Source organism: Sulfurimicrobium lacus (assembly GCF_011764585.1).
Classification (GTDB): domain Bacteria; phylum Pseudomonadota; class Gammaproteobacteria; order Burkholderiales; family Sulfuricellaceae; genus Sulfurimicrobium; species Sulfurimicrobium lacus.
Window position 1 is genome coordinate 105209 of record NZ_AP022853.1, and the last position, 22364, is coordinate 127572.

General features: G+C 60.6%; 21 protein-coding genes and 2 riboswitches. Of the genes, 12 read left to right on the forward strand and 9 right to left on the reverse strand.

Annotation, left to right across the window (positions count from 1 at the left end; genetic code table 11):
- The first annotated feature begins 5 nt into the window (after positions 1-5).
- Positions 6-758 carry a glycosyltransferase family 2 protein gene (locus tag SKTS_RS00525; protein ID WP_173058798.1) on the forward strand — a complete coding sequence of 251 codons (753 nt, stop codon included), beginning with the start codon at positions 6-8 and terminating at the stop codon, positions 756-758.
- 1 nt (position 759) lies between these two features.
- Positions 760-1770, forward strand: coding sequence for an NAD-dependent epimerase (locus tag SKTS_RS00530; RefSeq protein WP_173058801.1), 1011 nt, complete (start codon positions 760-762; stop codon positions 1768-1770).
- A 79-nt stretch (positions 1771-1849) separates the two neighbouring features.
- Here the strand turns inward: SKTS_RS00530 and SKTS_RS00535 are convergent, their stop codons facing one another.
- The 3 genes from SKTS_RS00535 to SKTS_RS00545 form a co-directional block, all read right to left on the reverse strand.
- Positions 1850-2164, reverse strand: coding sequence for a CcdB family protein (locus SKTS_RS00535; RefSeq protein ID WP_173058805.1), 315 nt, complete (start codon positions 2162-2164; stop codon positions 1850-1852).
- Positions 2164-2412, reverse strand: coding sequence for a type II toxin-antitoxin system CcdA family antitoxin (locus SKTS_RS00540; RefSeq protein WP_173058808.1), 249 nt, complete (start codon positions 2410-2412; stop codon positions 2164-2166). The genes SKTS_RS00535 and SKTS_RS00540 overlap by 1 nt, the downstream gene beginning before the upstream one ends.
- 119 nt (positions 2413-2531) lie before the next feature.
- Positions 2532-3653 carry a porin gene (locus SKTS_RS00545; protein WP_173058811.1) on the reverse strand — a complete coding sequence of 374 codons (1122 nt, stop codon included), beginning with the start codon at positions 3651-3653 and terminating at the stop codon, positions 2532-2534.
- A 315-nt stretch (positions 3654-3968) separates the two neighbouring features.
- Here SKTS_RS00545 and SKTS_RS00550 point away from each other — a divergent pair, with 315 nt between their 5' ends.
- Positions 3969-6269, forward strand: coding sequence for a tetratricopeptide repeat protein (locus tag SKTS_RS00550; protein ID WP_173058814.1), 2301 nt, complete (start codon positions 3969-3971; stop codon positions 6267-6269).
- A 22-nt stretch (positions 6270-6291) separates the two neighbouring features.
- Here the strand turns inward: SKTS_RS00550 and metF are convergent, their stop codons facing one another.
- From metF to SKTS_RS00575, 5 genes are all read right to left on the reverse strand, one after another.
- The gene (gene metF / locus SKTS_RS00555; protein WP_173058817.1) at positions 6292-7125 is read right to left on the reverse strand and encodes a methylenetetrahydrofolate reductase [NAD(P)H]; all 834 of its coding nucleotides are present in this window, start codon (positions 7123-7125) and stop codon (positions 6292-6294) included.
- An 85-nt stretch (positions 7126-7210) separates the two neighbouring features.
- The gene (gene ahcY, locus SKTS_RS00560; protein ID WP_173058821.1) at positions 7211-8611 is read right to left on the reverse strand and encodes an adenosylhomocysteinase; all 1401 of its coding nucleotides are present in this window, start codon (positions 8609-8611) and stop codon (positions 7211-7213) included.
- Positions 8612-8630: 19 nt separating this feature from the next.
- Positions 8631-8707, reverse strand: a riboswitch (S-adenosyl-L-homocysteine riboswitch).
- A gap of 91 nt (positions 8708-8798) precedes the next feature.
- Positions 8799-9962 carry a methionine adenosyltransferase gene (gene metK, locus SKTS_RS00565; RefSeq protein ID WP_173058823.1) on the reverse strand — a complete coding sequence of 388 codons (1164 nt, stop codon included), beginning with the start codon at positions 9960-9962 and terminating at the stop codon, positions 8799-8801.
- A 45-nt stretch (positions 9963-10007) separates the two neighbouring features.
- Positions 10008-10079, reverse strand: a riboswitch (SAM riboswitch).
- Between the two features lie 4 nt (positions 10080-10083).
- Entirely contained in the window at positions 10084-10788 is a 705-nt protein-coding gene (locus tag SKTS_RS00570) for an energy transducer TonB (RefSeq protein WP_173058826.1), read from the reverse strand.
- 6 nt (positions 10789-10794) lie between these two features.
- Complete coding sequence (locus SKTS_RS00575) at positions 10795-11322, reverse strand: gamma carbonic anhydrase family protein (protein WP_173058829.1); 528 nt, start codon at positions 11320-11322, stop codon at positions 10795-10797.
- Between the two features lie 68 nt (positions 11323-11390).
- Here SKTS_RS00575 and SKTS_RS00580 point away from each other — a divergent pair, with 68 nt between their 5' ends.
- The 6 genes from SKTS_RS00580 to SKTS_RS00605 all read left to right on the forward strand — a co-directional run bounded on the left by SKTS_RS00580 (position 11391) and on the right by SKTS_RS00605 (position 17477).
- Positions 11391-13418 (forward strand): M3 family metallopeptidase, encoded by a 2028-nt coding sequence (locus SKTS_RS00580; RefSeq protein WP_173058832.1) that lies wholly within the window; start codon positions 11391-11393, stop codon positions 13416-13418.
- A gap of 82 nt (positions 13419-13500) precedes the next feature.
- Positions 13501-14424, forward strand: coding sequence for a GGDEF domain-containing protein (locus SKTS_RS00585; RefSeq protein ID WP_173058836.1), 924 nt, complete (start codon positions 13501-13503; stop codon positions 14422-14424).
- A gap of 105 nt (positions 14425-14529) precedes the next feature.
- Positions 14530-15042 (forward strand): glycine zipper 2TM domain-containing protein, encoded by a 513-nt coding sequence (locus SKTS_RS00590; protein WP_173058839.1) that lies wholly within the window; start codon positions 14530-14532, stop codon positions 15040-15042.
- A gap of 31 nt (positions 15043-15073) precedes the next feature.
- On the forward strand, positions 15074-15361 hold the full coding sequence (locus tag SKTS_RS00595; protein WP_173058842.1) for a PepSY domain-containing protein: 288 nt from the start codon (positions 15074-15076) through the stop codon (positions 15359-15361).
- Complete coding sequence (locus SKTS_RS00600) at positions 15358-16029, forward strand: response regulator transcription factor (protein WP_173058845.1); 672 nt, start codon at positions 15358-15360, stop codon at positions 16027-16029. The genes SKTS_RS00595 and SKTS_RS00600 overlap by 4 nt, the downstream gene beginning before the upstream one ends.
- 95 nt (positions 16030-16124) lie before the next feature.
- On the forward strand, positions 16125-17477 hold the full coding sequence (locus SKTS_RS00605) for an ATP-binding protein (protein WP_198420405.1): 1353 nt from the start codon (positions 16125-16127) through the stop codon (positions 17475-17477).
- Between the two features lie 79 nt (positions 17478-17556).
- On the opposite strand, the gene SKTS_RS00610 is transcribed toward SKTS_RS00605, so the two are convergent.
- On the reverse strand, positions 17557-19965 hold the full coding sequence (locus SKTS_RS00610) for a Lon protease family protein (protein WP_173058848.1): 2409 nt from the start codon (positions 19963-19965) through the stop codon (positions 17557-17559).
- 62 nt (positions 19966-20027) lie between these two features.
- Between SKTS_RS00610 and SKTS_RS00615 the strand changes: the two genes are divergently transcribed.
- The 3 genes from SKTS_RS00615 to SKTS_RS00625 all read left to right on the forward strand — a co-directional run bounded on the left by SKTS_RS00615 (position 20028) and on the right by SKTS_RS00625 (position 22209).
- Positions 20028-20858: a ferritin-like domain-containing protein gene (locus SKTS_RS00615; protein ID WP_244617402.1), complete on the forward strand. Its 831-nt coding sequence runs from the start codon at positions 20028-20030 to the stop codon at positions 20856-20858.
- A 64-nt stretch (positions 20859-20922) separates the two neighbouring features.
- On the forward strand, positions 20923-21741 hold the full coding sequence (locus SKTS_RS00620; RefSeq protein ID WP_173058851.1) for an NYN domain-containing protein: 819 nt from the start codon (positions 20923-20925) through the stop codon (positions 21739-21741).
- 132 nt (positions 21742-21873) lie between these two features.
- The gene (locus tag SKTS_RS00625; RefSeq protein ID WP_173058853.1) at positions 21874-22209 is read left to right on the forward strand and encodes a hypothetical protein; all 336 of its coding nucleotides are present in this window, start codon (positions 21874-21876) and stop codon (positions 22207-22209) included.
- Positions 22210-22364 lie beyond the last annotated feature (155 nt).

Here is a 22364-nt window from a genome sequence, read left to right on the forward strand (position 1 = left end):
CATCCATGCCAAGCCAACCATTTTCCGTCGTCATCATTACGCTGAATGCCGCCCAGCAGCTCGAAGCCTGCCTGCGAAGCGCATCCTTTGCCGATGAGATCGTCATCGTGGACAGCGGCAGTGACGATGCAACGGCCGAAATCGCGATACAATATGACGCCCGCGTGATCGTTCAGCCATGGCTGGGGTTCGGGCGGCAAAAGCAGTTTGCCGTCAGCCAGGCGCGCAACGATTGGGTGTTGTGCCTGGATGCGGATGAGCGCGTGAGCGAAGAATTGCGGGTGAGCATTATCGAAACCTTGCAACAGCCGCGCTTCTCCGCCTACAAAATGGCGCGCAGCAATCGCTTCATGGGGCGTTACCTGCGCCATGGCGAAGGTTATCCGGACTGGAGTTTGCGCCTGTTCGAGCGGCATCGTGCGCGCTGGAGCGACGATGCGGTGCATGAAAAGGTGTTGCATGACGACCCGGTCGGAACGCTGCACGGCGATCTGCTGCATGAATCAGCGGAAAACCTCCCCGACTATCTGGACAAGCAGAATCGCTACACGACGCTGCAGGCGCAGACGATGTACCGTGCGGGGCGCCGCGCAGGTCTGGGACAATTGTTGCTCAGTCCGGTCGTGCGCTTCATGCGGTTCTATTTCTTGCGCCTGGGCTGCCTCGACGGGGTGCCGGGCCTGGTACATATACTGATCGGTTGCATCAACAGCTTCATGAAATACGCCAAGCTGATGGCCTTATACAGGGAAAAATGACATGAAAGTATTGGTAACCGGCGTGGCCGGCTTTATCGGCATGCACACCGCTCAGCGCCTGCTGGCCTTGGGCAACGAAGTGGTCGGAGTGGATAACCTCAACGATTATTACGACGTGCAGCTAAAGCGCGATCGTTTGCAGCAACTAATGCCCCTGTCCGGCTTCAAGTTCATCCAGATGAACCTGGCGGACCAGCAGGCCGCGCAGCAGTTGTTCGCCACGGAAAAATTCCAGCGCGTGGTGAATCTGGCCGCCCAACCCGGCGTGCGCTATTCCCTGCAAAATCCTCACGCCTACGTCGAATCCAACATCGTCGGTTTCCTCAACGTGCTGGAAGGCTGCCGCCACAATCAGGTCGAGCACCTGGTCTATGCCAGCAGCTCCAGCGTGTATGGCGCGAACACCCGGATGCCCTTCTCCGTTCACGACAACGTGGACCATCCGGTCAGCCTTTACGCCGCCACCAAGAAATCCAACGAACTGATGGCGCACACGTACAGCCACCTCTTTGCCCTTCCGACCACCGGCCTGCGATTTTTCACCGTTTACGGCCCCTGGGGGCGCCCCGACATGTCGCCCTCGCTGTTTACCTCAGCGATTCGCGCCGGGCGCGCGATCGACGTGTTCAACCAGGGCAAGATGCGGCGCGACTTCACGTACATCGACGACATCGTCGAGGGCGTGGTGCGCGTGCTGGACAAAACCGCCACACCCGACGCCGCCTTCGATCCCGCACAGCCAGATGCCGCGACCAGCTACGCGCCTTTCCGCGTCTACAACATCGGCAATCACGAACCGGTGGAACTGATGACTTTCATCGGAGCGATCGAAGATGCGCTGGGCAAGAAGGCGGTCAAGAACATGTTACCGATGCAGGACGGTGACGTGGTGGCAACCTATGCCGACATCGATGATTTGCGTCAGGCGGTGGGTTTTTCGCCGGCTACGCCGTTAAAAGACGGGGTGGGGAAATTCGTGGCGTGGCATCAGGGGTATTACAAAGATCTGTAGGGATTTTACGGCTGGCAACACGTGCCTCAACCGCGTGGGCACGGCCTGGTGCCCCGCCCTATACATTCATTTGCTTCGCTCAAAACCCGCTGAACAGGAAATCCAGCGCCGCAATAATCTCATCTCGCCGATGCGCCAACGACAGCACCTTGTCGCCAAGCAAGCGTGAAGGCACACCAGCCAGTTCGGCCGTGGACATCACAAGCGCGATGCCCTCGACTTCGACATGCGGATTCAGGTGTTTTGCGGCCTTGCCCATCTCGCCCGTCTTCACTAATGGGATAACGACCCGAGTGGAAAGAGGTTCCAGCATGTCCGACTGGACATCCAGCAGATACGGGGTTATTTCGCAGGAAGCTGGATTGGCGTTTCGGTAAACATCGAACCGCGCCATCAGAAAGTCCGCAGTCCTTCACTGAACACGCCATTGCGATCGATGCGCTGGTTATACGCGTCGATTGCCGCGCGATTCTCTTCCAGCCAGTTTTTTTGCAAAGACTCTCGCAGATGTTCTACCAGACGTTGTTCCAGCAATTGCGACAAATTGAGGTTGAGTGCCTTTGCCTGCCGTAACAAGCTCTCATTAATGCTCAAGTTGACAGATTTCTTTTTCGCCGCTGAATTGTAAAAGTCCTTATGCATGAAGAATTCCTTTGGTCATACAATGCGCATTATATATGCGCATTGTATGACCAAAGCAACGCCCATAAAAAACGGGCGCCGAGGCGCCCGTTTTAACTTCTAGTTTAGCCTAGGCTAAATTAGAAGGAGTGCTTCATGCCCAGAGAGAACACGGACGGATCGGAGTTGAAGTTGCCAATCGGCGTGCCGCCGTTGGAACCACCTACCAAGCCGTAGCCGGAGTTTTCTTCGTTGGTCAGCTTGGAGTACAACGCATAAACCGTGGTGCGCTTGCTCATGTTGTGATCAAAGCCCAAGGACCATTGCTTGACGCCGGAGTTTGTGATGCTGTTCAGGCTGCCTGCTTTGGTGTATGCCGCCTTGATGACGTTGGCACCCATGGTGTATGCACCGCTCAGGTAGAACGCGTGGTGGCCATATGCATCGGAGCTGTCAGCAGCGAAGTTGTCGCTGAGTTTTTCATAAGCAAGACCGACCTTGAAGTCGCCCATGTTGTAGCCAGCGCCCAGTTTCCATGCTTTTTCATTCTTGCCGGTAATGCCAGCAAGTCCGAGAGTACCCGTTCCAGCGGTACCAACGTTGTGTTTCTCGTAGGCCAAGCTGGCGAAGATCGGGCCGTTGGCATAAGTACCCATTGCGGACCATGCATCACCCTTGGTTTGACCGTTGGTCAGTGCGCCTTCAGCACCTGCAACGTAGGCGACGGCGCCAGTGAAGCCGCTCAGGCTCGGGGAGATGTAGGCGATGACGTTGGATTGACGACCGTCGAAGGTGGTTGCGCCGTTGGCGGATACACCCATGATGGAGCGGTTATCAGCGATGTTGTCGGCGAACACGTCCAGGCTACGGGTAGCCAGTTTGTACGGGGTGTCGTGACGACCCAGAACTGCAGTACCGAAGCCGCCGGTCAGGCCAACGAAGGTGTTACGTGCGTTCAGAGCGCCGTTGCTCGAGCCTTGGAAGGCAGCGGTGCGGCCAGCGCCGTCGCCAACGATGGAGCTTTCGATCTGCCACACAGCGGTCAGGCCATTGCCCAGGGCTTCAGTGCCCTTGAAGCCGAGGCGGGAAGAGTTGTCGTTGATTTGCGTGGTGCGTTGACCAGCGCCAGCTGCGTAACCGGATTCAACTGAATCAACGGAAACGTTCATTTGACCGTAGATGGTCACGTTGCCGCTGTCGGCCATTGCGGCGACAGGAGCCAGAGCAGCAGCGATTGCTACAGCGATAAGTTTCTTGTTCATAAATCTCTCCGTAAGAGTTGAGTTTTAGAGTTGCTTAGCGGTCCGGATGTCCGGGCCACCTAACCTCCCTATTGAGAAGTTGGGACCATTCTTGCAAAGAGTCAAAGGCGCTGGCAAGGTAAATTTGCTGTTTTCGCAACAGGGCGGAAAGTTATGTTGTTTTTGTGCAACACACATGCTTTGAGCTAGCCATGGATAAGATTAACCATTGATTTTTCGCAACATTCGATTCCGGGCGAATGATGGGGTTATTCTTTAGGAAAGCGAGCGGCAAATATGGGAAAATTCTCGCTATAACCAGGCCATTATCGTGAAATGACAACTTCTTTCCAACTCGTAGCGCAATGGATTCATTCTGCCCATGTTGCCAACACCTGCGGCAAATATGAATCTGCGGCTGGCTTGTGCAAGCAGGCACTGAAAGTCGCGCCGGACATTCCGGAAGCCTGGTACAACCTTGGTGTTGCGCTGCGTGGTTTAGGTAGGCTTGCCGAAGCGACGGATGCCATTAATAAGGCCAGGGCACTTACGCTCAACTCTGCCGATGCGCAAAACAGCATCGGCCTGGAGTTTTTTGAACTGGGAGCTCACTCCGAGGCCATGCAATGTTTTGAACGTGCAATTGCGCTGGCACCGGACTATCCCTTCCCCTATTCCAACATGGGCAAGCTCCAGGAAAAAATGAAGCGCTATGAAGATGCCGAAGCCTCTTTCAGGAATGCGCTCAGGCTGCAGCCAGATCTTGCACCGGTGCATGCCAATCTTTGCGGCATCCTGAATGCCCAGAAACAGCATGCGGCCGCCGATGCTGCTTGCCGCAAAGCACTCGAGCTTGACCCGAACTCCCCGGAAGCGTGGAGCAATTTGGGCGGGGCGCTTGTTGGACTGAAACGCTTTGAGGCGGCCGAAACGGCCGGTCGCAAAGCTATTGAGCTTGACCCGAACTCCCCGGGAGCGTGGAGCAATTTGGGTGGGGCACTTGTTGGACTGAAACGCTTTGAGGCGGCGGAAACGGCCAGTCGCAAAGCTATTGAGCTTGACCAGAATTCCTCGGAAGCGTGGAACAATTGGGGGCGCTCACTTGCCGGATTAAAACGTTTCGAGGCGGCCGAAATGGCCAGTCGTAAAGCTATTGAATTCGATCCGAACTCTCCGGAAGCATGGAGCAACCTGGGGAGTTCGCTTTCTGAACAATTCCGATCGGAAGAGGCCGAAATGGCTTGCCAAAAGGCCATTGAACTCGATCCGGAACTGGCGTTCCCGCATAGTGTGATGGCGAAAGTCCACTTGGAAAAGGGTGCTTCTCAAGAGGCTGCAATAGAATTCCAACAGGCGCTAGCTAAAGATCCACACGATCTGGATACCCTTTCCAATCTCCTTTTTTGCCTTAACTACGAACCCAACACGTCTCCGAGCGGGATGATCGCAATAGCTCAGCAATTCGACCAGGAAGTGCACGCTGAGGTTGTTCCCTTCAATTCATGGAAGTGCAGTTCCGATTGCGACCGGAAACTCAGGATAGGGCTGGTTTCAGGAGATTTCCGACGGCACCCGGTTGGCTACTTTCTGAAAGGGCCGCTTCAAGAGATCGATAAATCTGTGTTCGAGATATTTGCCTATAGCAATTACCCAAAGGAAGATGATTTAACGGCCGAACTCAGGCAGCATTGCGCGGCATGGACGAAGGTCGTCGGGAAAAGCAATGCCGAGCTGGCCAGGCAGATACATGACGACCAGATCGATATACTGGTCGACCTTTCCGGGCACACGGAATGCGGCCGCTTGCCCACATTCGCCTGGAAGCCCGCCCCGGTGCAGGTTACATGGCTTGGCTATTTTGCAACCACCGGGGTCAAGGAGATTGACTGGAAAATCGGCGACCCATGGGTTACGCCCTGCGAAGAGGAACATCATTTCACGGAAAGGATATGGCGGCTTCCGGACAGCTGTTTCTGTTTCTCCCCCCCTGACGGTGCGCCAGCTGTTGCCGAGTTGCCGAGTCAAAGGAATGGCTACACTACATATGGCTGCTTCAATAATCAGACCAAGGTCACCGATGAGGTGATTGAAGTCTGGTCGCGCATTCTGCGGGCCGCGCCGGAAGCCAAACTGTTTTTAAAAGCGCATCAGATGGCCAGCCGCGAGCTTAGAGAAACGCTACTGGCTCGTTTTGCGCGCCACAATATCGGTCCGGAGCGCCTGCTGCTGGAAGGCTCGGGCACGTATGCAGAATATCTGGACGCCTATGCGCGGGTAGACATCGCGCTAGACCCGTTTCCTTACGCCGGCGGCACCACCACGGCCGAGGGGCTGTGGATGGGAGTGCCTGTCGTAACCCTCAAAGGCGATCGTTTCATTGCCCATCAGGGAGAAAGCATTCTCAATGCGGCGCTACTTCCGGACTGGATCGCTCAAGACAAGGACGAGTACGTGCATATTGCATTATCCCGCGCCGCAGATCGAACGGCTTTGGCCGGGACGCGAGCGGGTCTGCGCTCACAGGTCGCCGAGTCGCCGCTGTTTGATGCCCCACGTTTTGCCTGCAATCTTGAAGAAGCCTGGAGGGGTATGTGGCAGGCGTGGTGCAAGCTGCAAAATCAAACTGAACGAAGCTAGTCAGTCTGCGAAGCTTCCCAAACTACAACCCCAGCCGTTGCCAGATCGTAGTAATAAGTCCTGCCTGATTGAGCGTATAGAAATGCAGCCCCGGCGCGCCGCCCTGCAGCAGGCGGTCGCACATGGCGGTCACCACGTCCAGGCCGAAGGCGCGAATGGAGGCCGTGTCGTCGCCATAGCCCTGCATCTTGAGGCGCAGCCAGCGCGGGATTTCTGCGCCGCAGGCGTCGGAGAAGCGCGCCAGCTGCGAGAAATTGCTGATCGGCATGATGCCGGGCACGATCGGGATAGCGATGCCCATGGCGTCGCATTCGTCGCGGAAGTTGAAGTAGGCGTCGGCATTGTAGAAGTACTGGGTGATCGCCGCATTGGCACCGGCGTCGACCTTGCGCTTGAAGTTGGCGAGATCGGCCTGTGCCGTCGGTGCCTGGGGGTGAAACTCGGGGTAGGCCGCCACTTCGATCTGAAAATAGTCGCCGGTTTCGGCGCGGATAAAGGCTACCAGCTCGTTGGCGTAGCGGAATTCGCCCACGTCCTGCGTGCCGGACGGCAGGTCGCCGCGCAGCGCGACGATGTGCCGGATGCCGTGACCCTTGTATTCGTCGAGGATGGCACGGATGTTTTCCCGCGTCGAGCCGATGCAGGACAGGTGCGGTGCGGCCTTGCGGCCCTCCTGCTGAATCTCGACCACGGTTTCCAGCGTGCGATCGCGCGTGGAGCCGCCGGCGCCGAAGGTCACCGAGAAGAATTCCGGGTTGAGCTGCGCGAGCTGCTGGCGCGTGGCGCGCAGCTTGTCCATGCCCTCGGGTGTTTTCGGTGGAAAGAATTCGAAGCTCAGGATGGGTTTGCTGTTCATGTTTTTTTAGCCACAGAGTTCACAGAGAACACAGGGGCACACAAAGATCGCGTCTCTGTGCTCTCTGTGTTCTCTGTGGCAAACATCAATAACGGTAGTGATTCGGCTTGTACGGACCGTTCTTCGGCACGCCGATATAGCCGGCCTGCTCTTCCGACAACTCGGTGAGGTTCACGCCGATCTTCTTCAAGTGCAGGCGTGCCACTTTTTCATCCAGGTGCTTGGGCAGCACGTACACGCCCACCGGGTATTTGTCGGGGTTGTTGAACAGGTCGATTTGCGCCATCACCTGGTTGGTGAAGGAGGCGGACATGACGAAGCTGGGGTGGCCGGTGGCGCAGCCCAGGTTCACCAGGCGGCCTTCGGCCAGCACGATGAGTTTTTTGCCGTCGGGGAATACCACGTGATCGACCTGCGGCTTGATGTTGTCCCACTCGTACTTGCGCAAGCTGGCGATGTCGATTTCCGAATCGAAGTGGCCGATGTTGCACACGATGGCTTCGTTCTTCATCTTGGCCATGTGGTCGTGGTTGATGACGCTGAGGTTGCCGGTGGCGGTCACGAAGATGTCGCCCTGGTCGGCCACGTCTTCCATGCGCACTACGCGGTAGCCTTCCATGGCGGCTTGCAGGGCGCAGATCGGGTCGATTTCGGTGACCCACACGGTGGCGCCCATGCCGCGGAAGGCCTGCGCGCAACCCTTGCCCACGTCGCCGTAGCCGAGCACCACGCAGATCTTGCCCGCGACCATCACGTCGGTGGCGCGCTTGATGCCGTCCAGCAGGGATTCGCGGCAGCCGTACAGGTTGTCGAACTTGGATTTGGTGACCGAGTCGTTGACGTTGATGGCGGGGAAAGCGAGGCGGCCTTCGGCGTGCATCTGGTAGAGGCGGTGGACGCCGGTGGTGGTTTCCTCGGTCACGCCGCGAATCGCAGCCAGGCGGGTGGAGTACCAGCCGGGGTGAGTCTTGAGGCGCTTGTTGATCGCGGCAAACAGGGCGGTTTCTTCCTCGTTGGTGGGCTTGGCAACCACCGAGGCGTCTTTCTCTGCACGGGTGCCGAGGTGCAGCAGCAGGGTCGCATCGCCGCCGTCGTCGAGGATCATGTTCGGCATGCCGCCGTCGTGCCACTCGAAAATGCGGTGGGTGAAGTCCCAGTATTCATCCAAGTTCTCGCCCTTGTAGGCGAACACCGGAACATTGTCGGCGGCGATGGCGGCCGCGGCCTGGTCCTGCGTCGAATAGATGTTGCAGGACGCCCAGCGCACTTCCGCGCCCAGCGCGGTCAGCGTTTCGATCAGCACGGCGGTCTGGATGGTCATATGCAGGGAGCCGGCGATGCGTGCGCCCTTGAGCGGTTGCGTGGCGCCAAATTCCGCGCGCACAGCCATCAGGCCGGGCATTTCGATTTCCGCGATGGAAATTTCCTTGCGCCCCCAGGCGGCGAGGGACATGTCGGCGACTACGTAGTCGGTAAAGGTGCTCATGGTGTTCTCCATTCAAGTTTCTGAATGGGCGCAGTTGTTGCGGTAATCCCGCCCCGAGCCTGGCCCCGTGTCGGGGTCGCAGCGCCCCTCGGAGGGGGTTTAAAATGAAACGTGTAGGGCGCAATAACCAACGGGCATTGCGCCGGATGTTGGTGCAATGCGCTACGCTTATTGCACCCTACAATAATTACAGCCCCGCATCCGCGCGCAGTGCGTCTGCCTTGTCTGTCGCTTCCCATGTGAACTCCGGTTCGTCGCGGCCGAAGTGGCCGTAGGCGGCGGTGCGGGAGTAGATCGGGCGCAGCAGGTTGAGCGTCTTGATAATGGCGCGCGGGCGCAGGTCGAAGTGAGCTTCGATCAGCTTGGCGATCTTGGCGTCGCTGATCTTGCCGGTGCCGAACGTGTCCACCATCAGGCTGACCGGCTTGGCGACGCCGATGGCGTAGGCCACCTGCACTTCGCACTTCGACGCGAGACCCGCGGCGACGATGTTCTTGGCCACGTAGCGGCCGGCGTAGGCAGCAGAGCGGTCCACCTTGGACGGATCCTTGCCGGAGAACGCGCCGCCGCCATGGTGCGCTGCGCCGCCGTAGGTGTCGACGATGATCTTGCGGCCGGTCAGGCCGCAGTCGCCCATCGGGCCGCCGACTACGAAGCGTCCGGTGGGGTTGACCAGGTATTTCACCTCGCCGCACAGCATTGCTTCGGGAATCACCGGCTTGATGAGTTCCTCGATCACAGCCTCGCTGATCTGGGCGTGCGACACGTCCGGGTGGTGCTGGGTGGAAATCACCACGGTGTCGACGTGCGCCGGCTTGCCGTCCACGTAGCGGATGGTGACCTGTGACTTGGCGTCCGGGCGCAGCCAGGGCAGGCGGCCGTCCTTGCGCAGCTCGGCCTGGCGTTGCATGAGGCGGTGCGCGTAGTAGATCGGCATCGGCATCAGTTGCGGGGTTTCGTCGCAGGCGTAGCCGAACATCAGGCCCTGGTCGCCGGCGCCCTGGTCCATCTCTTCCTCGGGCGTGCGATTGACGCCCTGCGCGATGTCGGGCGACTGCTTGTTGAGCGCGGTGAGCACGGCGCAGGTCAAATAGTCGAAGCCGATGTCGGAACTGTTGTAGCCGATGCGCTTGACCACTTCGCGCGCGATGTCGATGTAGTTCACCGTGGCGTGGGTGGTGATTTCGCCGGAAATGACCACCAATCCGGTGCTCACCAGCGTTTCGCAGGCTACCCGGGCTTTCGGGTCCTGCGCCAGGATGGCGTCGAGCACGCCGTCGGAAATCTGGTCGGCCACTTTGTCCGGATGGCCTTCGGATACTGATTCGGAAGTAAACAGATATTCGTTCATAAATCCCTCAAAAAGCAAAAACCCCATTTAGCGGCGGCTAGAACGGGGTTTTTGTCCTCGCTTTAGCCGTATTTTTAACGCGCCCGCAAGCTGAATCAAATCGGCGCAAGCCGCGTTTATCTCATTTTTGTTTTGCCTTGTCAACCGCGGTCTTGTCGTCCGTCAACTCGTAAGTCACCTTGATCCGTACCCGGCTTTTTACCGCTCGGCCATGGCGCTGGGCGGGCGTGAAGCGGGCATTGCGGAATGCCTCCAGCGCGGATTTGTCGAATATGCCGGGCGGGCTGGATTCTTCCACCGTGATGTCCTGTACCTTGCCGCTTTCATCCAGCAGCAGTACAAGCGTTACGCTGCCGGCCATGTTGGCGTTCGCCGCTTCGGCCGGGTAGGCGGGCTGAATGCTCTGCAATGCCGTGGGGTGAACATCCACTTCCTGCGCCGGGTAGTAGGTGGGATCTTCGAGCAGGGGAACTTCGATACTGGGCAGGTTGGCGCTTTTCTCCGGTGCCGCCGCACTGGCTGGCGGCTCGGGCGCCGCAGGCTCGGTGGCCGCCGGTTCAGGCTGTGGCGGCGGAACCGGCTCAGCGTCTTGAAGCGTCGGTGTATCCGGCGTTGGCTCCGGCTCTGCTGGCTGCTGTGGCGCCGTGATGGGGCGAGGCGCCTCCACCAATCGTGCCCGGATGATGTGTGTGGACGGGGCCGCAGCGGGCACCGCCCGGATTTGCAGGCCGAAAATCAGCGCAAAGTGAATCAGCATGGAGCCGGCCAGCGTCAGTGCGAGTTTTTCTGCCGCTGCCGCACTCGCAGAAGGAGGGTTGAGCGCCATGCCGCGCTAATAGCCCTGCTGCAGCCTGACGTAATGAGCGGCGGAATAGTTGAAATAGGCCAGTTCGTCCGCCGTCAGGGGGCGCACTTCGCGCACCGGGCTGCCGAGATAGAGGTAGCCTCCTTTCAGACGCTTGCCCTCCGGCACCAAGCTGCCCGCGCCGAGCATGACGCGCGGCTCCAGCACGGCGTGGTCCATGACGATGGAACCCATGCCGATCAGGCACTCGTCGCCGATTTCGCAGCCGTGGAGGATCACGCGGTGGCCCACGGTCACGCGGTCGCCGATCAGCAACGGCGCGCCTTCCGGCCGGGCGGCACTTCTGTGGCTGACATGCAGCACGCTCAAGTCCTGGATATTGCTCTCGGCGCCGATGCGGATGCTGTTCACGTCGCCGCGAATCACCGCGCCGCACCAGATGGACGTGCGCGCGCCGATCGCCACGTCGCCGATGATCTGGGCGCTGGCGTGGACGAACACTCCTTCCGCGATGACCGGTGCAATGCCCTTATAGCTTGCGATATTCGAATTCATGGTTGAAATGGGCCTCCATAGACCCAGATAGTATAATCAATTCGCCACTATTCTCGGATTCCACCAACATGAACAACCCCCTGCTCGACTTCTCCGGCCTGCCGCGTTTTCCCGACATCGAGCCGGCACATGTCACGCCTGCGGTCGAACAACTGATCGTCGACAACCGCGCCCTGGTGGAGAGACTGGTGGCCGACGTCGCGCCCCCCGCCTGGGATAACTTCGTGCGCCCGCTGGAAGACGCCAACGAGCGCCTTTCCCGTGCCTGGGGACAGGTTTCGCACCTCAACGCGGTGATGAACAGCCCCGAGCTGCGCGAGGTTTACAACGCCAACCTGCCCACCCTCACCGCCTTCTACGCCGACCTGTCGCAACACCAGGGCTTGTTCGACAAATTCAAGGCGCTCAAAGCCTCCCCCGCCTTCGATACGCTGACCCCGGCGCAAAAGAAAATCGTCGCCAACGAACTGCGCGACTTCGTGCTCGGCGGCGCCGACCTGGCGGAGGACAAGAAGGGCCGCTTCAAGGCCATCCAGGAGGAGCTTTCCACCCTCTCCGCCAAGTTCGAGGAAAATCTGCTCGACACCACCAACGCCTTCGCCCTGTTCGTCGAGAGTGAGGACGAGCTAACCGGTATTCCCGCCGATGCGCTGCAGGTGGCGCGCGAGGCGGCCCAGGCCGACGGCAAGGCGGGCTGGAAATTCACGCTGCACATGCCGTCCTACATGCCGCTGATGCAGTACGGGGAAAACCGCAAGCTGCGCGAGCAGATGTACTACGCCTACGTCACCCGCGCTTCCGAATTCGGCAAGCCGGAACTCGACAACACCGCGCTGATCACGCAAATCCTCAAGCTGCGCCGCGAAGCCGCGCAAATGCTGGGGTTCAACAATTACGCCGAGGAATCGCTGGCCACCAAGATGGCGGAAACACCGCAGCAGGTGCTGGACTTCCTCAACCAGCTGGGCGCCCGCGCCAAGCCTTACGCCGAGCGCGACCTCGCCGACCTGCGCCAGTTCGCCCGCGAGGAAATGGACATGGACAAGCTCGAAGCATGGGACGTCGCCTACGCCAGCGAGAAAATGCGCCTCCAGCGCTACGCTTTTTCCGACCAGGAAGTGAAGCAGTACTTCCCGGAAAACAAGGTCTTGCCGGGCATGTTCAAGGTAGTGGAAACTATTTACGGTCTCTCCATCCATTCTTCCAGCGCGCCGGTATGGCACCAGGATGTGAAATTCTTCGACATCCGCGACCAGCAGAACCAGCTGGTCGGCCAGTTCTACCTCGACCTCTATGCGCGCCAGAACAAGCGCGGCGGCGCCTGGATGGACGACGCCATCACGCGGCGGCGCAAGGAATCCGGCATCCAGGTGCCAGTGACCTACCTGAACTGCAATTTCGCCGCGCCGGTGGGCGACAAACCCGCGCTCTTCACCCACGACGAAGTCATCACCCTGTTCCACGAGTTCGGCCACGGCCTGCACCACATGCTGACCCGGGTGGAAGACCTCGGCGTGTCCGGCATCAACGGCGTGGAATGGGACGCCGTCGAGCTGCCGAGCCAGTTCATGGAAAACTTCTGCTGGGAATGGGACGTGCTCAAGCACCTGGCCCGCCACGTGGATAGCGGCGAACTCCTGCCGCGCGCGCTGTTCGACAAGATGCTGGCGGCGAAGAACTTCCAGGGCGGCTTGCAAACCGTGCGCCAGCTCGAATTCGCCCTGTTCGACATGCATCTGCACGCCGATTTCGACCCGGCCGGTACCGTGACGCCGCTGCAGCTGCTGGAGCGCATCCGCGCCCAGATCGCGGTGCTCATCCCGCCCGCCTACAACCGCTTCCCCAATAATTTCTCGCACATCTTCGCCGGGGGCTACGGCGCCGGTTACTACAGCTACAAGTGGGCGGAAGTGCTGTCGGCGGATGCCTACAGCCTGTTCGAGGAAAACGGCGTGCTGAGCGAAGAAGTCGGCCACCGTTTCTGGAGCGAGATACTCGGCGTCGGCGGCAGCCGTTCGGCGCTGGAATCCTTCGTCGCCTTCCGCGGGCGGGAGCCTTCCATCGACGCGCTGCTGCGGCATAATGGCATGGTCTAGCGGGGCTTCATGTCCCTGATTTTGCGCTATACTTCAACCCATTTTATTAGCTGACTCGCGGCGAAAACCGCTGGCAGATCCAATGTCCCCACAAAACCCGACAGATATCGCACGCGCCGCCCTCTATCAGCTTACCGAGGACGGCCTGCCGCCGACGCCCGAAAACTACGGCAAGTATTACCGCAAGGTTTCCGGCGAGGAGGCGCCGCAGGAGCAGGTCGACCAAAATACCTGCGGCCCGCTGTTGACCATGATCCGCGACATGCTGGGCGAGGCGAGCGAACGCACCGGCACTCTTGCCAGCGATCTTCAGAGTCACAACAAGACGATCAAAAGTTCCATCGACGACTTGAGCCAGGCGCAGGAAAAGAAGCGCATGCTGCAACTGCTCGGCACCATTCTGACCACCACCACCTCGATCCACTCCTCGGTGGAAGACGCCCATCTCGATCTCGCCGCCACCAAGATGGCGCTGGAGCACATCAAGAACGAGCTGCAGGAAAGCCGCCACCTGATGCAGGAAGACTGGCTCACCGGCGCCCAGAACCGGCGCGCCATGGACATGGTACTGACCAAGGAAGTCGCTCGCGCCCAGCGCAGCGCCACCAAGCTGACGGTGGCGATGCTGGACCTGGACTATTTCAAGCGCATCAACGACGAATTCGGCCACGACGCCGGCGACAAGCTGCTGCAGCACCTGACCCTGATCACCAAGGCGGTGCTGCGCGAGGCGGATTCCCTGATCCGCTACGGCGGCGAAGAATTCCTCATCATCCTGCCGGAAACCGACATCAACGGCGCGCAGTTCGTCATGGACCGCCTCAAGCAGGCTTTCCAGAAAACGCCGCTGGCTTACGACGGCAAGCCGATCCCCGTCACCTTCAGCGCCGGACTGGCGCGCCTGACCTCCGACGAAAACGGTCATGCCCTGGTGATGCGCGCCGATGCTGCCCTGTACGAGGCCAAGCACGCCGGCCGCAACTGCGTCAAAATCGCCGCCGACTAGTTTTACCCCTCCTTAAATTCCGTTCAGCTTGCGTTCAGTCTCCCGCGCGTAGGATGCGTCACATCAGGCCACGCCTGAAATATCCCAACGCAAAAGGAGATGGGCATGAAAACTACCAAACTGGTGCTCGCCGGCTTGACCGCCGCGCTGGTGCTGGCTTCCGGCGCCGCCCTGGCGGAACAGTATTCCGACCGCGCGCGCGTCGTCAGCGCAACGCCGGAATACGACCGCGTCAACGCGCCGCGCCAAGAGTGCTACGACGAATACCAAGCGGCGCAGCCTTATGGCGAGCGTTCCTATGGCGGTTCGGTGATCGGCGGCATTACCGGCGCCCTGGTCGGCAACCAGATCGGCCGCGGCCACGGCAGGGAAGCGGCTACCGCCTTGGGTGCCATTACCGGTGCCATCGTCGGCGACCGTCTGCAGAACCAGAATATCGACGACAACCGGGGGCCGCGCAGCGTGCGCCGCTGCCGCGAAATCGACAACTGGGAGAACCGCCTCGCCGGCTACCGTGTGGTGTACGAATACGGTGGGCACCGCTACGCCACGATGATGCCGAACGACCCCGGCAACTATGTGCGGGTGCGGGTTTCAGTCGATGCTTATGAAGATTAGAATTGACCCATTCTGAGCCAGGGAAACTTCCATGAAACGCCTCGCTTTGCTCTGTGTCCTGTTGCTCCCCCTTTTCGCCACGGCCGGCGAGCACTGGCGGCCGTCCTCGTCCTTCCACCTGGCCGAAGCCGGTCGCGGCCAGCCCCGCATCAGCATGGGGGACGCCATGGAGCGGGTGGCTCGGGCAACCGGCGGGCGCGTCATCCAGGCGCAGCCCGCCACGGTGAACGGGCACGAGGGCTATCGTATCAAGGTGCTTACGGCGCGCGGCGAAGTGCGGGTGGTTTACGTCGATGCCGAAACCGGTGCCATGCAATGAGGGTGCTGGTCATCGAGGACGAAGCCAGCCTGCAGGCACAGCTCCGCGCCGGGCTGGAGGGCCAGGGTTACCGGGTGGACAGCACGGGCGACGGCAAGGACGGGCTCTACCTCGCCACGGAATACCCCTTCGATGCCGCCATCGTCGATCTCGGCCTGCCCGGCCTGTCGGGCATCGAGATCATCCGCGCGCTGCGCCGGCAGGGCAAGACGCTGCCCGTGCTCATCCTCACCGCACGCGGCCGCTGGCAGGACAAGGTGGAAGGGCTGGAAGCCGGCGCGGACGACTATCTCGCCAAACCGTTCCAGATGGAAGAACTGCTGGCGCGCCTGAAAGCCCTGCTGCGGCGCGCCTCCGGCAGCGTCGACCAGGTTTTGCGCGGCGGTCCGGTCACCCTCGACATCGCGGCGCAAAAGGCTTTCGTGGCGGCGCACGAGATCGAGCTCACCGCATTCGAATACCGCCTGCTGGAATACCTCATGCAGCACCGCGCCAAGGCCATCCCCAAGAGCGAGCTCACCGATTACCTCTATCCCCACGACCAGGATTGCGACAGCAACGTGCTGGAAGTGCTGGTGAGCCGCCTGCGGCGCAAGCTCGACCCGGACGGCGCGTTGCAGCCGATCGAGACCCTGCGCGGCAGGGGTTACCGTTTTACACTGCAATAATTAAAAAAACAGTTAACCACGGAGAACACGGAGAAAGCCTATGTTTTTCCTCCGTGTTCTCCGTGTTTTCCGTGGTTCAAAAGGTTTTTAAAATCATGACCATCAACGCCCGCATCGTTCTTGCCGCTTCGCTCGTGCTGGCGATTTTCCTCGCGCTCACCGGGATCGCGCTCGACCAGGCGTTCCGCGACAGCGCGCGGGCGGCCCGGGAGGAACGCCTGCAGGGGCAGCTTTACCTGCTGATCGCTGCGGCGGAAGTGGATGAGGCCGGACGGCTGTCCATGCCGGACCAGCTGCAGGAGCCGCGCTTCGGCCAGCCCGGATCGGGGCTTTACGCCTCCATCGACGACGGGCGTGGAAGGCAGCGCTGGCTTTCGCACTCGGCCCTGAACGTGGTCCTGCCGGCGGGCAGCGTGCTGGCTGCGGGCGAACGTCGCTTCGCGGAGCTGCCGGGTGCGCGCGGCGCCCATTTTTTCGTCAGCAGCATGGGGGTGAGCTGGAGCGAGGGAAAGCGCAAATTCCCCTTCACTTTCCGCGTGGCGGAAGACCTGGACGCCTTCGATACCCAGCTCGCCCGTTACCGTCGCAGCCTGTGGGGCTGGCTCGGCGCGATGGCCTTGCTGCTGCTGCTGGCGCAAGCCGCGCTGCTGCGCTGGGGGCTGCGCCCGCTGCGCCGGGTGGCGGCGGAAATCCGCGCCATCGAGGCGGGAGAGAAGGAGCGCCTGGGCGGCGATTACCCCGCCGAGCTCAAGGCGCTGACCGAAAACCTGAACGGCCTGCTGCAGCGTGAGCGCGCGCACCAGCAACGCTACCGCGACGCGCTGGGTGACCTCGCCCATAGCCTGAAAACGCCGCTGGCCGTCATGCGGGGCGCGTTATCAGAACAATCGCGCAGCGCGCTTTCGGAACAATCCTCGCTGGCCGCCACGGTAGCGGAGGAGAGCGAAAAAATGCAGCGCATCGTGGACTATCAGCTGCAGCGCGCAGCGACCATGGGGCCTTCTTCGCCCTTGGCGGGCACGCTCGAAATCGAGCCGCTGGCGCAAAGAATCATGGCCTCCCTCGACAAGGTTTATCGCGACAAGGCGATCAGCGCGGAAATGCACGTCGACAAGGCGCCCGGATTCCGCGGCGACCAGGGGGATTTGCTGGAATTGCTCGGCAACCTGCTCGACAACGCATACAAGTGGAGTGCAAGCCGGGTGATGTTGTCCGTTGCGGCAGAGGCAGGGAAATTGACGCTGTCGGTGGAGGACGACGGTCCGGGCATCCCGCCCGCCGACATCGACCGCATCCTGCAGCGCGGCGCCCGCGCCGACCAGTCCGCACCGGGCCAGGGCATCGGCCTGGCGGTGGTGGCCAGCATCGTGCAGGCTTATGGCGGAGAGGTGGCGATCGGCCGCAGCGCGCTGGGTGGCGCTGCCATCACGATTCGGCTGCCAGGGTAAAGACAGGGTTTAACCACGGAGAACACGGAAAAAGCAAAGAGCCGTGGATTTCCTTCCGTGTTCTCCGTGTTTTCCGTGGTTAATTGCCTTTCCCAGACGTCTTTCCCTTTTTGCGCTCCTGCGCGGCCTTGGCCAGCGCCTGGCGCAATTTCAGCAGGGCGGCGATGCGCCCGTCCACTTTGGCGTTCACTTCCTGGGCCGCGATGCCGGTCAGCAGCTCCAGCGCCTCGTCCACCTGCGCGACCGGGTAGACATGGAAGCGTCCTTCAGCCACTGCCTGCACCACGTCCTGGCGCAGCATCAGGTGCTGGACGTTGGCGGCGGGAATCACCACGCCCTGCTCGCCGTTCAGTCCGCGGGCGCGACAGATGTCGAAGAAGCCCTCGATTTTCTCGTTCACCGCGCCGATCGCCTGCACCTGCCCGAACTGGTTGATCGACCCGGTCACCGCCATGGACTGCCTGACCGGCACTTCCGCCAGGCTGGAGAGCAGGGCGCAGAGCTCCGCCACCGACGCGCTGTCGCCTTCCACCCCGCCGTAGGACTGCTCGAACACCAGGCTGGCGGCCAGCGGCAACGGTCGGTTCTTGGCGTAGCGCGAGGCGAGGTAGGCCGACAGGATCAGCACGCCCTTGGAATGGATCGCGCCGGAGAGCTTGGCTTCGCGCTCGATGTTGAGCAGTTCGCCCTCGCCCAGGCGGGTCGTGGCGGTAACGCGCGAAGGCTGGGCGAAGGCGGCGTTGCCGAGGTCGATGACGGACAGGGCGTTGACCTGCCCCACCCTGGCGCCGCTGCTGTCGATCAGCACGGTGCCGCGCAGGATTTCCTCCTGCACCCGCTCCTTGAGGCGGCTGGCGCGCAGCAGCTGGGTGTCGATGGCGTACTGGACGTCGGCCATGGCCACTGCCTCGCGCCCTTCCTTGCGTGCCCAGTAATCGGCTTCGCGCAGCAGGTCGGCGACCGACTGCAGGTGGGCGGAAAGCTTGTGGGCCTCGCCCGCCAGCCGTGCGCTGTGTTCGATCACCCGCGCCACGGCGGCGGGGTCGAAAGGCAGCAGCTTTTCCTTGCGGGCGACGGTGCCGATCAGGCGGGCGTAGAGCAGGTCCGATTCGCCGTTGCGCTCGAAACGGTCGTCGAAGTCGGCTTCCACCTTGAACAGCTCGGCGAATTCGGGGTCGTAGGCGTACAGCAGGTAGTAGAGGATGCGCTCGCCGAACAGCACGACCTTGACATCCAGCGGCACCGGCTCAGGCTCCAGCGATACGGTGCTGACCAGGCTGAGTATCTGCGCCAGCGATTCGATGCGGATTTCGCGCGCGTGCAAAACGCGTTTCAACCCCTCCCAGGCATAAAGCTGGGTCAGCAGCTTGCGGGCGTCGAGCAACAGGTAGCCGCCGTTGGCGCGGTGCAGCGACCCCGGCTTGATCAGGGTGAAATCGGTGACCAGGTTGCCGAACTGGGCCAGGTGCTCCACCCGCCCGATCAGGTTGTGGTGCATCGGGCTGTCCTCGTACACTACCGGAGCGCCCTGCGACGCGGTGTGGTCGACCAGCACGTTGATGCCGTAACGGCGGAAATGGGGGCCGTCGTTGCCGCTCTGTCCCTCCTCGGTGCGCCTGAAATCCCCCACGTTTTCGATCACATCCTGCTGCACCGCGTCGAAATAGGTCATCACGGCGGGGATGAGCAGGAACGGCAGCCGGGCTTCGTCCACCAGGTGTTCCACGGCGAACATGGTGATCAGGCGGTTGAGGTGCTTGAGCTTTTCACGCGCTTCGCGCTTCCACTGCGGGATGTCGTGGCGCAGGATTTTTTCCAGCTGGGCCTGCAGTTCGCCAATGGTCGCCTCGATGCGCGCCTTTTCCTGTTCGTCGAGCTTGTCGTATTCTTCCGGCTTGATCACCTCGCCGTCTTTCAGCGGCCCGAAGCCGAAGCCGTTCTGCGAGCGCAGCAGGGCGATGCCGCGCAGGTTGGCATCCTCGCCCAGCGACTTGACGGCATCTTCTTCCCGCGCGGTGAAGGATTCCTGGATTTCCTCCGTCTTGGCGCGGTATTCCTCGCTCTCGAACGCCGCCGCGATGGTGGCGCGCAGCTCTTCCACCAGCAGCTCCATGGAACGGTGCAGCCTGACCGCCATGCCGGCCGGAAGCAGCAGGGCGCGCGGCTTGTGCGGCTGTTCGAAGTTGTTGACGTAGCACAGGTCGGCGGGAACCGGCTCCTTGCCCGCCTTGTTTTCGAGGAACTGGGTAACGAAGGTGTGCTTGCCGGTACCGTACGGCCCCATGACGAAAAGGTTGTAGCCCTCGCGCTGGATGTCGCTGCCGAAACGGATGGCGTTGAGCGCCCGCGTCTGGCCGATGATTTCGGCGAGATCTTCGAGTTCGGCGGTGGTGGCGAAGGCAAACTGCCCCGGATCGCAGCGGCGGTAGAGTTGTTCCGGGGTGAGGGACGGAATGGTGGACACGGTATTCCTCGCTTTATTCTTCATTAAGATCAGCGCTGAAATAGTTTCTCACACTTCCACTCTTGTTTAGCATAGGCAGACGCCTTATGGTTAGAATCGTCCCGATGAACAAGCTTTTCGCTGAAACTTATGCCTGCCTCATGACGCCAGAGCCAGACGCCAAGGCGGCGTGCGCGGTCGCCCTGTGGCAGCAGTGGCAAGCCGGCCGGCTGCTCATGGACGAGGCCACGCCGGTTGTGCCGGTCGGCGAGCCGGGGCGCCCGGACAAGCCGCAACTGGTCGCGCCGGGCAAGGTGGAACGGCGCAGGCTGTCTACCCCCCAAGGCCAGGCGGCGCTGATCCATTCCCTGGCGCATATCGAGTTCAACGCCATCAACCTGGCGCTGGACGCGGTGTATCGTTTCCGCGCCCTGCCGCCCGACTTTTACGGCGACTGGCTGCGGGTAGCAGCGGAAGAAGCGCTGCATTTCACCCTGTTGCGCGACCACCTGCGCACGCGGGGTTACGACTACGGCGATTTCAACGCCCACAACGGGCTGTGGGAGACGGCGCTCAAGACCGCCCACGACCCGCTGGTGCGCATGGCCCTGGTGCCGCGCCTGCTGGAAGCGCGCGGCCTGGACGTCACGCCGGCGATCAGCGCCAGGCTGGCCGCCAGCGGGGACCGGAAAGCGGTGGAAATCCTGGCGATCATCCAGCACGACGAAACGGGCCATGTCGCCATCGGCAACCGCTGGTATGGCTATTTATGCGCGCAGCGCGGCATCGATCCGATGACTACTTTTTTCGATTTGCTACGCGAGTACGACGCGCCGGCCCTGCGTCCCCCGTTCAACATGGAGGCGCGGGCGCAAGCAGGTTTCAGTGCCGGAGAGCTGGAAATGCTGAAAACGCTGGCTGCAGGTTCAGTCGTTTAGATCCACCACTTTGTTATCATGAGCATGACGGATATGCCGTCATATCACACCGGGAGAAAGCGACATGGCAGGATTCCAGGAAACCGAAAACATGGCGCTGTTCTGCGATTTCGAGAACATCGCCATCGGCGTGCGCGACGCCAAATACGCGCAGTTCGATATCAAGAAGGTGCTGGAACGCCTGCTGCTCAAGGGCAGCATCGTGGTCAAGAAAGCCTACTGCGACTGGGAGCGCTACAAGGATTTCAAGGGGCCGATGCACGAGGCGTCATTCGAGCTGATCGAGATCCCCCACGTGCGCATGTCCGGCAAGAACTCGGCCGACATCCGCATGGTGGTGGACGCGCTGGACCTGTGTTACACCAAATCCCACGTCAAGACCTTCGTCATCATCAGCGGCGATTCGGATTTCTCCCCGCTGGTCAGCAAGCTGCGCGAAAACAACAAGACCGTGATCGGGGTGGGGGTGAAAAACTCCACTTCCGACCTGCTGATCTCCAACTGCGACGAGTTCATCTACTACGACGACCTGGTGCGCGAGCAGGAAAGCAAGAAGGAGACAAAGAAAAAAGCCGTGGCCAAGGCTACGCCGTCCGCCGCGAAGAAAGCGCCCAAGACCGAGGACGACAAGGCACAGGAAGCGCTCGACCTGGTCATGGAAACGATCGAAGCCCTGATCGCGGAGCGCAGCGAAGGGGAAAAGATCTGGGGTTCGATGGTCAAGCAGGCCCTCAAGCGTCGCCAGCCCGGTTTCAACGAATCCTATTACGGCTTCCGTTCCTTCAACGAATTGCTGGAGGAGGCGCAGACGCGGCAGCTGGTGGAGTTGGAGCGGGATGAGAAATCGGGGGGGTATGTCGTGCGGTTGGCGAGCAGGAAATGAACCACTTCAGTACGGCTGCCATAGACCTAATATGCACGGCGGCCCACACTCGATCGCATATCTGAATGGTGTTTAGAGGGAGTTTCCTAATAATAAACACCCCGTGCGGGCTACTTTAAGTTGGGTATCAAAATGAAATTGTTTGAGCCACGCTCACCCCTTCAACGGTTTTCTGGAATCACTGGTTTTTTGGCAATCGTTACAGGTATTGCAACTATTGCGATTAACTTTGAATCCAACTTTTGGAAAAACTCTTTTATTTTTTTAACGGTGACGCTCTGGACAGTTTTTATTGTTAGTTGGATCGTCGCAACAATAAAAATCGGCATTCTTCATATGAAAGCCAGTCAGGCGAACAGAGCGGACGAACCGCTCATGTTTTGGTTCCTTTTTGGCATTATTATTTGCTTCTTATCTGGCATCTATTGGTGGATTTTCTGGGCATCATGGCGTTCTTGGAGTTCTTAGCTAGCGTGGGGTAATAACCAACGGGCATTGCGCCGCATGGTGTGATTTAGTGCTGTTGGATGCGCTCCGCGCACCGTTTTTGATTGCCGGGGGCAGCCCGGCGGCTGGTTACCTTTCTTGCTTCGCCAAGAAAGCGTAACCCAAAGAAGGCGAGC